We start from the raw sequence: 14433 nt of genomic DNA on the forward strand, positions 1-14433 counted from the left end.
GGCGGACCCGGACAGGGAAGACTGTGCAGATGCCTCCCGCCGACGAGCGACGAGAGCGGTTCGAGGCGCTGGTCGCCCGGACCGCGGATCCGGTGCGCCGCTACCTCCTGAGGCGGACCGACGCCGCGACGGCCGACGACGTCCTGTCCGAGACGATGATCGTGCTGTGGCGCCGGATCGACGCCGTGCCGGAGGAGGAGATCGCCTGGGCGATCGGGGTCGCCCGCCTGCAGCTCGCCAACGCCGAGCGCGGTCGCCGGCGGCAGGACAGGCTGGCGCACCGCATCCTGGTCGTCGATCCGCCGCGGGACACCGGACCCGAGCCCGACGACGGCACCGCCGACGCCGTCTCGCGCGTCCTCGCGCAGTTGAAGCCCGCCGACGCCGAGCTGCTCCGGCTCTCGGTCTGGGAGGAGCTCGCCCCCCGCGAGATCGCGCAGGTGCTCGAAGCGACCCCGGGTGCCGTCTCGGTGCGGCTGCACCGGGCCCGGGCGAGATTCGCGGCTCTCTGGAGTAAGACCGGCGGCACCGCCGGACATGCAGGGGAAGAGGAGGGGAGCGGACGATGACCGATCCTGATGCGCACGAGCTGCGCCGGCTCATCCGCGCCGCCGACCCCGCCTCGTCGCTCGCGCCCCTGCGCGACGACCAGCTCGCCCGACTTGCGGAGGACGCCATGACCCAGAAGCCCGCCACCACTCCCGCCCGCACGACCGCCCGTCGCCGGGCGCCCCTCTTCGCCGGACTCGGCGCGCTCGCCGGAGGGCTCGCGGCCGCCGCCGTCGCGCTCACCCTGGCGCTCGGTCCCGGCTCCGCGCCGACCCGTCTCGACCAGCCGCCGGCCGGCAGCGGCCTCAGTGCGATGTGCGCGGTGGTGACGGCCGAGGCGATCGCCGACTCCGACACCGCCTTCCGCGCCGAGGTGACCGGGATCGACGGGGACGTCGTGACGCTGTCGGTCCTCGATGTGCTGCACGGCGAGGTCGGCGACACGGTGACGGCGCCCCAGGGCGGCGGCACGGCGATCGACGGCGAGCCTCTGCAGTTCGCCGAGGGCGCGACCTACCTGCTCGCCACCCGCGACGGCGTGATCTCGACCTGCGGGCTGAGCGGCGAGGACTCGCCCGAGCTCGAGGCGCTGTACACGGAGGCGTTCCCGGGCTGAGCGGCTCGACGCGTTCACCACGAAGGAAGGATGCGGAAGAGAGCCTCCCGGGATCCGCAGGATTCCGGCGGCGGACGGACATCCTTCCTTCGTTGTGGACGCCACCCCGCCCCTCAGTCGTCCCGGCGAGGCCGGAATGCGCTTTCCACCGGCCGCGGATCCCGGGTAGCATCGGGACTCCGCATCACCGTCGATCGCCGCAAGGACGCCATGACCGCCGCCCCCCTCCTCCGCGCCGCCCTCGTCGGGACGGGCGCGGTCGCCCACCTCCACGCGCAGGCCCTCGCCGCCCGCGCCGACGTGCGCCTCGTCGCCGCCGTCGACACCGACCCGGGCCGCGCCGCCGAGTTCGCCGAGCGTTACGCCATCCCCGCGCACGGCACGAGCATCGAAGACCTGCCCGAGGTCGACGTCGTGCACCTCTGCACCCCGCCCGCCGTGCACGCCGCGCAAGCCGAGGCCGCCTTCGCCCGGGGCGCGAACGTCGTCGTCGAGAAGCCGCCGGCCCTCTCGCTCGCCGAGGTCGACCGGATGACCGCCGCGGCCGACGCCGCCGGTCGCCTCCTCGCCGTCGTCTTCCAGCAGCGCACCGGCACCGCCGCCGCGCACGTGAAGCGGCTGCTCGACTCCGGAGTGCTCGGCCGCGTGCTCGTCGCCCGCTGCGACACCCTCTGGTACCGCGACCCCGCCTACTTCGCCGTGCCCTGGCGCGGCACCTGGGAGTCGGAGGGCGGCGGCACCACCCTCGGCCACGGCATCCACCAGATCGACCTGCTCGCGCACCTCGTCGGCGACGTCGTCGAGGTGACCGGTCAGGCCTGGCGCGAGGCGCGCGACATCGAGACGGAGGACGTCTCGACGGGCGTGCTCCGCTTCGCCTCCGGAGCCGTCGCGTCGGTGCTCACGTCGGCCGTCTCGCCGCGCGAGGTCAGCGCGATCCGCCTCGACACCGAGCGCGCCACGATCGAGGTCGAGCACCTCTACGGCCACGGTCGCACCCACTGGCGCATCACCCCGTCGCGAGAGGTCGCGCCGGAGGAGGCGGAGGCCTGGGCGTTCCCCGACGACGAGGACGTGCCCAGCGGCCACGCGCCCTACCTCGACGCCGTGTACGACGCGATCGCGACGGGCGGGCCGCTGCCCGACGTCGCCTCCGGAGCGGCCCGCTCGCTCGAGATCGTCGCCGCCCTCTACCTCTCGAGCACCCGCGGCGGCCCCGTGCGGATCGACGAGCTCGCCGATCCCGCGCTGCGCGGCTCGATGCGCGCCGACGTGCAGGACCAGCGCCGATGAGCGCCGTGGAGCTGCCCGCGGGCCTCGGCGTCCTCGTGCTCGCCGAGGAGTCGCCGCGCCACGTAGAGTCGCCGCGCCCGTTCGTGCATCCGCTGCGCACCCCCTCCGGAGTCGTCGTCTCGGATCTGCGCCCGGCCGACCACGACTGGCACCACGGCCTCTCGCTCGCCGTGTCGAACATCCGCATCGGCGACGAGCCCGACGAGATCAACCTCTGGGGCGGCGTCACCTGGGTGCCCGGAGACGGCTACCGCCAGCTCGACAACAACGGGTCCCAGCTCGTCGAGTCGGTGTCGGAGGAGCACGACGGCGTGCGGCTGCGGGTCGGCTGGTACGACGCCGGGGGCCGCCGGTTCCTCGAGGAGGAGCGCCGGCTGACCGTGCACGAGGGGCCCACCGCGACGGTGCTCGAGGTCGTCAGCGAGTGGACGTCGCAGACGGAGCGGCTGCTCGGCTTCGGTTCGCCGACCACGGCCGGCCGTCCGGGAGCGGGCTACGGCGGGCTCTTCCTCCGGGCGGCGCCGTGCCTCGACGGGGCCCGCGTGCTCGCCCCGCACGGCGAGAGCGCCGACGCGATGGGGCGAGCTGAGGAGTGGCTCGCGCTGGTCGGCGCGGGCGTCACCGTCGCGATGCGCGCCGACTCCGCGAATCCGGTGGCGCCCACTCCGTGGTTCGTGCGCAGCGAGGGCACGCCGATGCTGTGCGCCGCGCCGTTCTTCCACGAGGTCTGGACCCTGCCGCCCGCCGAGTCGGCGCGCTGGCGCTGGCAGGTGCTCGTCGCCGACGGCGAGCTCGAGGCGGAGGCGATCGGGGCCGCCTGGTGACGGCGCTGCGCCCCGACGCCTTCAGCACCCCCTACGAGGACCCGCTGCTCGACGGCCCGACCGATCCCGTGCTCGTGCAGGCGCCCGACGGCTCGTGGCGCCTGTTCTCCACGCAGCGCCGGGCCGCCCTGGACCTGCCCGGCGTCGAGTGGGTGCACGGCACGCGCATCGGAGTCGCGGAGTCGGCGGACGGCGCGTCGTGGCGGTACTTCGACACGGTCGACGGCCTCGATCCCGCCGGCGCCCCGGACCCGTCGACGCAGTGGGCGCCCGACATCGTGCGGATCGACGGCCGCTACCTGATGACGCTCAGCTGGATCGAGGGCGTGCGCTCGGACTGGACCGGGCGCGCGTCCCTCGTGCAGTTCGCGAGCGACGACCTCGTCTCGTGGACGCGCCTGGGCACCGTCGACGTCGGCTCGGACCGGGTCATCGACGCGGCGATCGCGCGGTGCGGCGACGGCCGCTGGCGGCTCTGGTACAAGGACGAGGAGCAGGACTCGACGACGTGGGCGGCGGTGTCGGACGACCCGTTCGATCCGGCGTCGTGGCGGGTCGAGGGGCTCGCGATCGGCGGACGGGCGCACGAAGGGCCGAAGGTGTTCGCGCTGGGCGGGCGCTACTGGATGATCACGGACGAGTGGCGCGGCCTGGCCGTGCACTCCTCTCCGGACGGGGTCGGCGGCTGGGAGCGGCAGGGGCTGATCCTGACGGCGCCGGAGCGGCTTAGGGATCGGCCGGTCGTGGGGCGCCACGCGGACGTGGTGGGGCTCGACGCGGAGTCGGCGCTGATCGTGTACTTCACCCATCCGGGGTGGGACGGGGCGGAGCTGGCCGACGTGCCGGCCGATCGGGCGAGGCGGCGGAGCCACGTGCGCGCGACTGTGCTGCGGGTCGACGGGGGAGTTCTGCGCTGCGAGGCGGAGTGAGGCGCCCGGGGCTCGGGGAGACCTTCGGCTCGCAGGAACGCGTCCGGCTCGCAGGAATCGCGTGATCCTGCGAGCCGGACGAGGTCTCGCGAGCCGGAGCTGACCCGAGGTCAGGCCGGAGTCGCGGCCGCCTGGTACCGGAAGCCCGCGCCCAGGTGCTCCGACGGCAGGCGGTCGCCGCGCCCGTGCAGCTTGTTGCGGAGGCTGCCCTCGACGTACTCGTCGGGGTAGGCGCCGCGGCGCCGCAGCTCCGGGACGATGAACTCGACGACGTCCTCGAAGGTGCCGGGCGTGATCGCGTAGGCGAGGTTGAACCCGTCGACGTCGGTCTCCTCGACCCACTCCTGCAGGTGGTCGGCCACCTCGGTCGGCGAGCCGACGACGAACGGGCCGAGTCCGCCGATGACGCTGAGCTTGGCGATGTCGCGGACCTTCCACTCGCTGCCGTCCTCGTTCGCCTCCTGGAAGTTGGCGACGGCCGACTGGATCGCGTTGCTCTTCACGTTGCCGATCGGCTCGTCGAGGTCGTACTGCGACAGGTCGATGCCCATCCAGCCCGACATGAAGACCAGCGCGCCCTCCTCGCTCGTGTACGAGAGGAAGTCGCGGTGCTTCTCGTGCGCGGCCTCGCTGGTCTCGGCGGTGATGATCGTCAGCAGCGTGTAGATCTTGGCGGAGTAGCGGTCGCGGCCCGCGGCCTCGAGCGCGTCGCGGATCCGGGAGACGGTGGCCGTCAGGCCCGCCTTCGTCGAGGACGCGACGAAGATCGCCTCCGCGTTGCCCGCCGCGAAGCGGACCCCGCGCGGCGACGCTCCGGCCTGGTAGATCACCGGGGTGCGCTGCAGCGACGGCTCCGAGAGGTGGATGCCGGGCACGGTGAAGTTCTTGCCGCGGTGCCCGATCTCGTGCACCTTCGACGGGTCGGTGAAGACTCCGGACTCGCGGTCGCGGACGACCGCGTCGTCCTCCCACGAGCCCTCCCACAGCTTGTAGAGCACCTCGAGGTACTCGTCGGCCACGTCGTAGCGGTCGTCGTGCTCGAGCTGGTCCTCGTGGCCCATGTTGCGCGCGGCGCTGGGCAGGTAGCCGGTGACGACGTTCCAGCCGACGCGGCCCTTGGTCAGGTGGTCGAGCGTCGACATGCGGCGCGCGAACGGGTACGGGTGCTCGTAGGCGGTTCCCGCGGTGATGCCGAAGCCGAGGTGCTCGGTCGCGGCGGCCATCGCCGAGACGAGCAGGATCGGGTCGTTGACGGGGACCTGCGCGCCGTGGCGGATGGCGGCCTCGTTGGAGCCTCCGTACACGTCGTAGGTGCCGAGGACGTCGGCGATGAAGATGCCGTCGAACGTGCCGCGCTCGAGGAGCTTCGCGAGCTCGGTCCAGTACGAGAGGTCCTTGTAGCGCCAGGACTGGTCCTGGGGGTGGCGCCACATGCCGGAGGACTGGTGGGCGACGCAGTTCATGTCGAAGGCGTTGAAGCGGATCTGGCGGGTCATGGGCACGATAGTGCCCGACGCTCCGGAGGACTCGGCGGGTGCCCGACGCGGGGCGTCATACAACGACGAGTGTCGGGCGTCGGTGTCGCGTCCACAACCCGAATCATCGCCTGAGATGATTCGGGTTGTAGAGTCAACCCGAATCATCTCCTGCGGTGATTCGGGTTGCGAGAGGGGTGCGTCCATGGCATCGGCGACCGAGTGGCCCGCGCATCGATCCGAGACGCGGCCGTGGCGGCAGGCCGCTCGCGCAGGATCGCGCGCGGACAGGACGCTGTCCGAGGTCGTCGTCTCGCTCCCGCCGCTCCTCGCCGGGCCGACCTGGGACGCCGGAGTCGAGCTGCAGCAGGAGCTCGACGCGGCGCGTCGGGCGATCATCGGTCTCGACGCGCGGCACGGGAACCGGCTCGGAGCCTTCGGCCGGCTCCTGCTGCGCACGGAGGCCGTCTCGTCGTCGAGGATCGAGCGGGTCGATGCGACCCTCGAGGACTACGCGCGGGCGACGGTCGGGAGTCGTGCGAACGCGGGCGCGCTGTCGATGGTGGCCGCGACGGAGGCGCTGACGACGATGGTCGACCGCGCGGGCCGCTCCGGCACGATCGAGGAGGAGGCCCTGCTCGCGGCGCACAAGACGCTCCTCGCGGACGACCCGATGGACGGACGGTACGCGGGCACCTACCGGACGATGCAGAACTGGATCGGCGGGAGCGACTACTCGCCCCGCGACGCGATCCACGTCCCTCCGCCTCCGGGCGCCGTGCCCGAGTACATGACGGATCTGCTCGCCTTCGCGAACAGGGACGACGTCGACCCGATCGTCCAGGCGGCGATCGCCCACGCGCAGTTCGAGTCGGTGCATCCCTTCACCGACGGGAACGGCAGGATCGGCCGGGCGCTGATCACCGCGATCCTGCGCCGGCGGGGTCTGACGACCACGGTCGTCGTGCCGATCGCGTCCGCGCTCGCGGCCCGGCGCTCGCGGTACTTCTCCCTGGTGAACGAGTACCGCCAGGGCTCCCTCGCCCCGTTCGTCCAGGAGCTCGCCACCGCGGGTCTCGTCGCGGCGGAGGAGGCGGGCCGCACCGCCGAGCAGATCGAGCGGCTCCCCGGTCTCTGGGCTCGGGAGGTCGCTCCGCGCGCAGGGAGCTCTGCGGCTCTCCTGCTCGACGCGCTCCTCGACGATCCCGTCCTGACGACTGCGCGTGCGCGGGCGATCACCGGTCGGGCGGCGTCCAGCGTCGGCTCCGCCGTGAAGCAGCTCGTCGACGCCGGAGTCCTCCTCCCGCTCACCGAGAGGACGCGCGATCAGGCGTGGGTCGCCACCGACGTGCTCCTCGAGCTCTCCGATCTGGAGGAGCGGATCGGCGCGGCGATGCGGCTCCGGTCGTCCCCCTGACCCCTCAGCCCAGCTGCCGCGCCAGGAACGCGAGGTGCTCGGCGATCTGGAACGCCTCGCCCTGCTCGTGCCCGTTGTACGGGTAGATCCGCATCTCGCGCGGGCCCGTGTAGCGGTTGTAGGAGGCGTACACCGTCGACGGCGGGCAGATGTCGTCGAGCAGGCCCACCGAGAACATCGCGGGGATCCGGGCGTGCGGCGCGAAGGACGTGCCGTCGAAGTAGGCGAGGGTGGCGAAGACTCGCTCCTCGGAGCCGCGGTGGATCCGCAGGTACTTCACGATCTCGCCGTACGGCATCGTGTCGATGATCCGCGTGGCGTGGCGCATGTGGCTGAGGAACGGCACGTCGATGATCGCGGCCTGCGCCGACGAGGACTCGTCGAGCATCCCGAGGATGCCCGCGACCGCGAGGCAGATCCCTCCGCCCTGGCTGCCGCCCGAGATCGCTACCCGCGACGGGTCGACGGACGGGTGCGCGCGCAGCACGTCGAGGGCGCGGACGGCGTCGGTGAAGACGCGGCGGTAGTAGTACTCCTCCGGCGAGGCGATGCCCTGGGTCATGAAGCCGTTGGCGTGCGGACCGCTGCCGACGGGGTCGGGGGTGTCGCCGGTGCGGTGTCCGGTGCCCTGGCCGCGGGTGTCCATCACGAGGTGGGCGTAGCCGGCGGCGCTCATGGTGGTCCACTCGGTCAGCTGCCCGCGTCCGCCGCCGTAGCCGATGTAGCTCACGAGGGCGGGGAGGGGGCCCTCGACGCCGCGGGGGAGGATCAGCCAGGCGCGGATCGGGTGGCCGCCCCAGCCCGAGAACGTGACGTCGAAGGTGTCCAGCAGCGTGAATCCGGCGTCGACCTGCTCGAGCACGGGCTCGACGGCCAGCGCGCGGGCCTCGGCGACGGTGCTCCGCCAGAAGTCGGCGAAGCCCTCGGGCTCGGCGAGTTCGGGCGCGTACTCCTCGAGGAGCTCGAGGGGCAGGTCGAACTGGGGCATCGGGGTCTCCTTCCGCGGTGCGGCGACGGTGCCGCGGATCCGCTACTTGACGTCCATCCGATATCGAACCTATCGTAGGGCAAACGCTTTCCCGGAACGTTTCACATGCCGATGCGGACTCCCGACAGATGTCGGGTAGGTTCGGGTCGAATGCTCCGGGACTGGAACGAGGAAGTTCACGAGAGGACGATGATGTTCAGCACCAAGCGCACACGACTCGCCGCCGCGGCGATCGCCGCCGTCGCAGCGATCAGCCTGACGGCCTGCTCCGGAGGGGGTGCCTCCGGCTCCGCCACCGTCGACCCCGACGAGGAGATCACGCTCGACTACACCTTCTGGGGCAACGACGACCGGGCCGCCCGCTACGACCAGGCCATCGCGCTGTTCGAGGAGGAGCACCCGAACATCACGATCAACTCCACCTTCACGGACTACCCCGGCTACTGGGAGAAGCGCCAGACCGAGGCGGCCGGCGGCGGACTGCCCGACGTGATGCAGTTCGACTACACCTACCTCCGCCAGTACGGCGACAACGGCCTGCTGGGCGACCTCAGCGAGTACTTCGGCGGCGTCGTCGACGAGAGCACCATCTCGGAGGACCTCCTCGCGACCGGCGAGCTCGACGGCGCGACCTACGCGATCCCCACCGGCTACAGCGCCTGGGCGATCTTCCAGAACCAGGACCTCCTCACCGCGAACGGCCTCGAGCCCTACCCGGGCGGCGGCAGCTGGGAGGACTACGCGGCCTACGTCGCGGACGTCACCGAGAAGACCGGCGGCGCCGTCTACGGCGGAACCGACTACACCGGCCGCATCCAGAACTTCGAGCTGCAGCTGCGCGCCGACGGCAAGGAGCTGTTCACCGAGGACGGCGAGCTCGGCTTCACCGAGGACGACCTCGCGGCGTTCTGGGAGCAGGGCGACGAGATGCGCACCACGACCGGCGTGCCGGCCGCGCGCCTCCAGGAGCTGCTGCCCAAGTCCGGCTTCGGCGCCGGCATCGCCTCGAGCGAGATGAGCTGGAGCAACTTCCTCGGCGGCTACATCGGCGACTCCGGAGCCTCCGAGATCGTCATGACCGCGCCGCCCACCGCGGACGAGGGCACCAAGGACCTCTACCAGAAGGTCGGCCTGATGCAGGCGATCTCCTCGGCCACCGAGCACCCCGAGGCGGCTGCCACGTTCCTCGACTTCCTCATCAACAGCCCCGAGGTCGGCGAGATCTTCGGCGCCACGCTCGGCATCCCCGCCTCCTCGGCCCAGCTCGAGGGCGCGAACCTCGAGGGCCCGGACAAGCAGGTCTCCGACTACCTCGAGTCGGTCTCGGACCGCATCGGAGAGGCCCCGGCCGCACCGGTCGCCGGCTACGGCGCCATCGAGGCGAACTTCCTCGACCTGGGCACCAGCCTGGGCCTGGGTGCGGTGAGCGTCGACGAGGCGGTCCAGCAGTTCTTCGACGAGACCGCCATCACCCTCGGCAACTGATCGATCCCGACGGCCAGGAAAGGCATCACCCATGACGACGACGTCGACCCCGAGCGGCACCGCCGCAACCGGTCGCGTCGCGCCCACCGCCGGCCGGACGAGCACTCCTCGTCCGGCCGGTGACGGGCCGCGGCGCCGCCCCAAGCGCGACACCCTGGCCGGATACGCCTTCCTGTCCCCCTGGCTCATCGGCTTCGTCGGGCTCACGCTCGGCCCGATGCTGATGTCCCTCTACTTCGCCTTCACGGACTACAACCTCTTCACCGCACCCGAGTGGGTCGGTCTGGCCAACTTCGAGCGCCTGATCGGCGACCCGAAGTTCATCCAGTCGGTGCAGCTGACCCTCGCGTACGTGTTCATCGGGACGCCGGTCAAGCTCGCCGCGGCGCTGGTCGTCGCGATGCTGCTCAACTACTCCGCCAAGGGCACCGGATTCTTCCGCTCGGCCTTCTACGCTCCGTCGCTGATCGGAGCGAGCGTCAGCATCGCGATCGTGTGGCGCGCGATGTTCTCGACCGACGGCCCCGTCGACTCCGGTCTGCAGGTCTTCGGGATGGACTTCGGCGGCTGGGTCGGCGTGCCGGCCCTCATCCTGCCGATGATGATCATCCTCGCGGTCTGGCAGTTCGGCGCCCCGATGGTCATCTTCCTGGCCGGCCTCAAGCAGGTCCCGGCCGAGCTCTACGAGGCCGCGATGATGGACGGCGCCGGCTTCTGGCGCAAGTTCCGCAGCGTCACGCTGCCGATGCTCTCGCCGGTCATCTTCTTCAACCTGCTGCTCGAGATGATCAACGCGTTCCAGGTCTTCGCCTCGGCGTACATCATCGGCAACGGCACCGGCGGCCCCGCCGGAGCGACCAACTTCTACACGGTGTACCTCTACACCCGTGCGTTCACGAACAACCAGATGGGCTACGCCTCCGCGATGGCCTGGGTCCTCCTGCTGTTCGTCGGCATCCTCGCCTTCGTCCTCTTCAAGACCCAGAAGAGCTGGGTGCACTACTCGGGAGACACGCGATGACCACCTTCGACACCACTCTTCCCTCGGCCGACACCCAGGTGCTGACCGAGCCGGCGCCGAAGAAGCGTCCCGCCCGCAAGCGCCCCAAGGCGACGACGATCGTCTGGATCGTCGCGATGATCGCCCTGACGGCGGTCGTCCTCTACCCGCTGATCTGGATGGGCGCCGCGGCGTTCAAGCCCAACAGCGAGTTCGGCGGCCAGACGTCGCTCCTGCCGCAGAACCCCACGATCGACAACTTCGTGAAGGTCTTCGCGGGAGTGGGAGGAGTGCCGCTGTGGCAGTTCTTCCTCAACTCCACGGTGCTCGCGATCGGGTCGGTCATCGGAGTCGTGATCTCGTCGTCGATGGCGGCCTACGCCTTCGCGCGGCTCGACTTCCGCGGCCGTCCGCTCTACTTCGCGCTGATGATCGGCACGCTGCTGCTGCCGATGCACGTGCTGCTGATCCCGCAGTACACGATCTTCCGCACCCTCGGCATGATGGACACCTACTGGCCGCTGCTGATCGGCAAGTTCCTGGCGACCGAGGCGTTCTTCGTCTTCCTGATGGTGCAGTTCATCCGCAACCTGCCCCGCGAGCTCGACGAGGCCGCGCGGATCGACGGGGCCGGCCACATCCGGGTCTTCGGCTCGATCACGATCCCGCTGATCCGCCCCGCGCTGATCACGTCGTCGATCTTCGCGTTCATCTGGAGCTGGAACGACTTCCTCGGCCCGCTGCTCTACCTGAACACCCCCGACAAGCAGCCGCTGCCGCTGGCGCTGCGCGTCTACAACGACCAGACCTCGGCGTCCGACTACGGAGCGACGATCGCCGTCTCGGTGCTCGCGCTGCTCCCGGTGCTGATCTTCTTCATCATCTTCCAGCGCTTCCTCGTCGACGGGGTGGCGACGCAGGGTCTGAAGGGCTGACATGACGCTCCAGCGAGGGGAGTCGAAGCGGCGCTCGCGCGCGACGGCCTCGGCCCGGCGCGCGGCCGCCGACGGGAGCGGGCTGCGCTGGCCCGGTGCCGCCGACCGCTTCGCCCTCCTCGCGGAGGTCCTGTTCACGGGACTGATCGTCGCGGTCGTGTCGCTCGGGATCGTGACGATCCCGCTCGCGCTGGCCGTGGGCATCCGCCACCTCCGCCGTTTCGTGCTGGCCGAGGCGACGGGGCTCGCGCTGGTCTGGGCCGACGTCCGTGCCGGGTTCGTCCGGGTGCTGCCGGTGGGGGCCGGCGTGGCGCTCGCCGGTCTGGTGCTCGGCGCCGACCTCGTGCTGATCTCGTCGGGTGTGCTGCCCGGCGGAGTCGCGGTGGCGGTGGTCTGCACGGCGCTGCTCGCGGCGGTCGCGGTGGTCGTGCTCGTCGCGGCGACCGACTGGGAGCCGGGGTCGCGGTGGGGGGCGCTCGTGCGGTCCGCCGCCCGGCGCTCGGTGCGCGACGTGCGTGGCTCCGCTCTGCTGGCCGGGGGGCTGCTGCTGACCGTGGTGTCGGCGTGGCAGCTGGCGCCGCTCGTGGTGCCGGCGCTGGGCTGCCTGGTGTTCGCGGCGCTGGCGGTGCGGTTGTCGGGGGAGGCGCGCTGACTCCGATCCGCTTCCTGTGAGGCGGACGTCGCGGTCTGACCGGGGCCTGAACGCGCAGTGCGAGAAGCTCGGGAACGGGAACACATGCGCGGGGAGTGCGTTGAAGCCCGTATGACGACTTACGGAATCATCGGAGCAGGCAACATCGGCAGCCAGATCGCTCGCGCGGTCATCGGCCAGGGCGACGACGTGGTGATCGCGAACTCCCGCGGACCCGAGACCCTCGCGGACCTGATCGCGGAGCTCGGCCCTCGGGCGCGGGCCGCGACGGCGCAGGAGGCGGCCGAGGCCGCGGACGTCGCCGTGGTGACGGTGCCGCTGAAGAACCTCGACCAGGTGCCGGTCGCCCCGCTCGCGGGCAAGATCGTGCTCGACACGAACAACTACTACTTCGAGCGCGACGGTCGCATCTCCGCGCTCGACGCGGGAGACACCACCACGGCCGAGATGGCGCAGGCGCACCTGCCCGAGTCGAAGATCGTGAAGGCCTTCAACCACATCATGGCGGCCGACATCACCACCGACGGCTTCCCCGCCGGCGACCCGCAGCGCCGCGCGCTCGTCGCGTCCAGCGACTACCCCGAGGCGCTGCACTTCGTGACCGACCTCTACGACCGGCTCGGCTTCGACACCGTCACCGTCACTCCGCTGTCGGAGTCGTGGCGCGTCGAGCGCGACCGCCCCGCCTACGGCGTGCGGCAGTCGAGCGCGGAGCTCGAGGCCAACCTCGCGAAGGCGCCGCGCACGGTCTGAGCGACCGCGCCGGCTGCGGCCGCCCAAGTCCGTGAACGGCCGCAGCCCGCATCGTCCTCGCGCGACCCGTCACTGATGGTCGCGCGTCGGCCGTTCTTCCGACCGTTCGTGACGGATGAGAGCGCCGCCGGACTCATCCGTCACAGGTGGTCGTCCCTCCGCCGACTCGGCGACCGTTCGTGACGGATGACCGGACCGCGGGGCTCATCCGTCACTGATGGTCGTCCCTCCGCCGACTCGCCGGCCGTCCGTGACGGATGACGGGACCGGGGGACTCATCCGTCACCGGTGGTCGTCCCTCCACAGCCTCGGCGACGGTTCGCGACGGATGACCGGACCGCGGGGCTCATCCGTCACTGATGGTCGTCCCTCCGCCGACTCGGCGGCCGTCCGTGACGGATGACGGGACGGTGAGCGTCATCCGTCGCCGACGGCGTCCCCACGAGTGCTGGTCGGCCGTTGGTGACGGAGGGAGTCGACGACGCAGAAGCCGCCCTTCGTCCGCGCGGACTGCGCGCCACCGGGCGTGCGCGGCCGGCCGGCGGCACTCATCCGTCGCGAACGGCCGCGTGTCCACCGGTTTCCCGGCCGTTCGTGACGGCTGAGCATCGCGGATGCCGGCGCCGACCTCCCCGGGGCTCGGGGTGCTCCGCCGGCCGCCGTGCGGGCTTGTGCGGTTCATCCGACGCGAGTGGTCGCGCCTTCGCCCGGACGACGGCTTCTCGCGACGGATGGGGGTTCGGGTCGTTCTCGCGCGGTGAGGCGTGATCATCCGCGTGCGTGACGGATCCGCGGGGCTGATCCGTCGCAGACGGCCGCGCGATCGTCCGAGCCGCGGCCGTTCGTGACGGAGGGGGCGCCCGCGCGGCGGACGTGGCTCCCCGGAGCGTCTGCTGCGGCCCGGTGTCGCACGCGCCTGCGAGAGTAGAGCTGTGTGCAGACGAGCCGACCGGCTCGCACCGGAGGGGACCGCCATGTCGTCCGATGACCGTCGCATCCGCACGAGAGGCGCGCTCTCGCGGCGCGGGGTGGTCCTGGGGCTCACCGTCATGCCGGTCCTCCCGCTGCTCAGCGCCTGCACTCCCGGAACCGACGACGGCGACCGGCAGTCCGACTCGCCGGAGCGTCCGCGCACCACGACCGCGGCGCCCGCCGGTCCGGTCGTGCTCGCGGCCGACGCCCTCGCGACCAGTGCGGCGCTCTTCAGGCAGGCACCGCTGGTGGTCGTCGCCGAGGAGGCGCCCGCGTCCGTCCCGCTCGCCGCGCAGCTCGCGATCACGTGGGGTGTGCCGCTGCTGGTGTGGCCGACAGCCGAGTACGTCGCGTCCACCACGGCGGATCCGGAGCCGGGCCCGCTCGACGCCGAGCTCGCCCGCCTGGGCGCCGCGCGGGTGGTCGCCGTCGGCTCCGTTCCCGCACCCGCGGGCGTCGAGACGGTGCAGGCGGGTGCGACGCCCGAGGCGATCGCCGAGGCCACCGGAGTCACGGTGTCGGCACTCACCGCGGCCGAGCTCGCG

At 71.8% G+C, this 14433-nt stretch carries 14 protein-coding genes; 12 read left to right on the top strand and 2 right to left on the bottom strand.

Features of this window, described 5'->3' with window-relative positions; all coding sequences use genetic code 11:
* Positions 1-29 precede the first annotated feature (29 nt).
* The 5 genes from ASF46_RS01355 (at position 30) to ASF46_RS01375 (ending at position 4211) form a co-directional block, all read left to right on the top strand.
* Positions 30-569, top strand: coding sequence for an RNA polymerase sigma factor (locus tag ASF46_RS01355; protein WP_056866108.1), 540 nt, complete (start codon positions 30-32; stop codon positions 567-569).
* Entirely contained in the window at positions 566-1165 is a 600-nt protein-coding gene (locus ASF46_RS01360) for a hypothetical protein (RefSeq protein WP_056866109.1), read from the top strand. Before ASF46_RS01355 ends, ASF46_RS01360 begins: the two co-directional genes overlap by 4 nt.
* A 210-nt stretch (positions 1166-1375) precedes the next feature.
* Positions 1376-2458: a Gfo/Idh/MocA family protein gene (locus ASF46_RS01365; protein WP_056866110.1), complete on the top strand. Its 1083-nt coding sequence runs from the start codon at positions 1376-1378 to the stop codon at positions 2456-2458.
* The gene (locus ASF46_RS01370; RefSeq protein ID WP_056866111.1) at positions 2455-3282 is read left to right on the top strand and encodes a PmoA family protein; all 828 of its coding nucleotides are present in this window, start codon (positions 2455-2457) and stop codon (positions 3280-3282) included. The genes ASF46_RS01365 and ASF46_RS01370 overlap by 4 nt, the downstream gene beginning before the upstream one ends.
* A complete protein-coding gene (locus ASF46_RS01375) occupies positions 3279-4211 on the top strand; it encodes a family 43 glycosylhydrolase (protein WP_056866112.1) in 933 nt (310 codons plus the stop codon). Before ASF46_RS01370 ends, ASF46_RS01375 begins: the two co-directional genes overlap by 4 nt.
* 110 nt (positions 4212-4321) lie before the next feature.
* On the opposite strand, the gene ASF46_RS01380 is transcribed toward ASF46_RS01375, so the two are convergent.
* On the bottom strand, positions 4322-5707 hold the full coding sequence (locus tag ASF46_RS01380; RefSeq protein WP_056866113.1) for an LLM class flavin-dependent oxidoreductase: 1386 nt from the start codon (positions 5705-5707) through the stop codon (positions 4322-4324).
* Between the two features lie 184 nt (positions 5708-5891).
* Between ASF46_RS01380 and ASF46_RS01385 the strand changes: the two genes are divergently transcribed.
* Positions 5892-7103: a Fic family protein gene (locus ASF46_RS01385; RefSeq protein ID WP_056866114.1), complete on the top strand. Its 1212-nt coding sequence runs from the start codon at positions 5892-5894 to the stop codon at positions 7101-7103.
* A gap of 4 nt (positions 7104-7107) precedes the next feature.
* Here the strand turns inward: ASF46_RS01385 and ASF46_RS01390 are convergent, their stop codons facing one another.
* Complete coding sequence (locus ASF46_RS01390; protein ID WP_056866115.1) at positions 7108-8091, bottom strand: acetylxylan esterase; 984 nt, start codon at positions 8089-8091, stop codon at positions 7108-7110.
* A 189-nt stretch (positions 8092-8280) separates the two neighbouring features.
* Here ASF46_RS01390 and ASF46_RS01395 point away from each other — a divergent pair, with 189 nt between their 5' ends.
* From ASF46_RS01395 to ASF46_RS19315, 6 genes are all read left to right on the top strand, one after another.
* Positions 8281-9576, top strand: a complete 1296-nt coding sequence (locus ASF46_RS01395; RefSeq protein ID WP_235576822.1) for an ABC transporter substrate-binding protein — start codon at positions 8281-8283, stop codon at positions 9574-9576.
* 31 nt (positions 9577-9607) lie between these two features.
* Positions 9608-10597 carry a carbohydrate ABC transporter permease gene (locus ASF46_RS01400; protein WP_056866116.1) on the top strand — a complete coding sequence of 330 codons (990 nt, stop codon included), beginning with the start codon at positions 9608-9610 and terminating at the stop codon, positions 10595-10597.
* The gene (locus ASF46_RS01405) at positions 10594-11511 is read left to right on the top strand and encodes a carbohydrate ABC transporter permease (protein WP_055785571.1); all 918 of its coding nucleotides are present in this window, start codon (positions 10594-10596) and stop codon (positions 11509-11511) included. Before ASF46_RS01400 ends, ASF46_RS01405 begins: the two co-directional genes overlap by 4 nt.
* Position 11512: 1 nt before the next feature.
* A complete protein-coding gene (locus ASF46_RS01410) occupies positions 11513-12163 on the top strand; it encodes a hypothetical protein (RefSeq protein ID WP_056866117.1) in 651 nt (216 codons plus the stop codon).
* 57 nt (positions 12164-12220) lie between these two features.
* Positions 12221-12916 carry an NADPH-dependent F420 reductase gene (locus ASF46_RS01415; protein WP_268788636.1) on the top strand — a complete coding sequence of 232 codons (696 nt, stop codon included), beginning with the start codon at positions 12221-12223 and terminating at the stop codon, positions 12914-12916.
* A 974-nt stretch (positions 12917-13890) separates the two neighbouring features.
* Positions 13891-14433, top strand: a 543-nt coding sequence (locus tag ASF46_RS19315; RefSeq protein WP_056866119.1) for a hypothetical protein, incomplete at its 3' end; no start/stop codon positions are given.

Source organism: Rathayibacter sp. Leaf296 (genome assembly GCF_001423045.1).
Lineage (GTDB): Bacteria > Actinomycetota > Actinomycetes > Actinomycetales > Microbacteriaceae > Rathayibacter > Rathayibacter caricis.

Bases quoted from the DNA above. Each gene is read 5' to 3' on its own strand.
- ASF46_RS01410 (WP_056866117.1), top strand. From the start codon at position 11,513: ATGACGCTCCAGCGAGGGGAGTCGAAGCGGCGCTCGCGCGCGACGGCC.
- ASF46_RS01370 (WP_056866111.1), top strand. From the start codon at position 2,455: ATGAGCGCCGTGGAGCTGCCCGCGGGCCTCGGCGTCCTCGTGCTCGCC.
- ASF46_RS01395 (WP_235576822.1), top strand. From the start codon at position 8,281: ATGATGTTCAGCACCAAGCGCACACGACTCGCCGCCGCGGCGATCGCC.
- ASF46_RS01380 (WP_056866113.1), bottom strand. From the start codon at position 5,707: ATGACCCGCCAGATCCGCTTCAACGCCTTCGACATGAACTGCGTCGCC.
- ASF46_RS01400 (WP_056866116.1), top strand. From the start codon at position 9,608: ATGACGACGACGTCGACCCCGAGCGGCACCGCCGCAACCGGTCGCGTC.
- ASF46_RS01405 (WP_055785571.1), top strand. From the start codon at position 10,594: ATGACCACCTTCGACACCACTCTTCCCTCGGCCGACACCCAGGTGCTG.
- ASF46_RS01360 (WP_056866109.1), top strand. From the start codon at position 566: ATGACCGATCCTGATGCGCACGAGCTGCGCCGGCTCATCCGCGCCGCC.
- ASF46_RS01385 (WP_056866114.1), top strand. From the start codon at position 5,892: ATGGCATCGGCGACCGAGTGGCCCGCGCATCGATCCGAGACGCGGCCG.
- ASF46_RS01390 (WP_056866115.1), bottom strand. From the start codon at position 8,091: ATGCCCCAGTTCGACCTGCCCCTCGAGCTCCTCGAGGAGTACGCGCCC.
- ASF46_RS01365 (WP_056866110.1), top strand. From the start codon at position 1,376: ATGACCGCCGCCCCCCTCCTCCGCGCCGCCCTCGTCGGGACGGGCGCG.
- ASF46_RS01355 (WP_056866108.1), top strand. From the start codon at position 30: ATGCCTCCCGCCGACGAGCGACGAGAGCGGTTCGAGGCGCTGGTCGCC.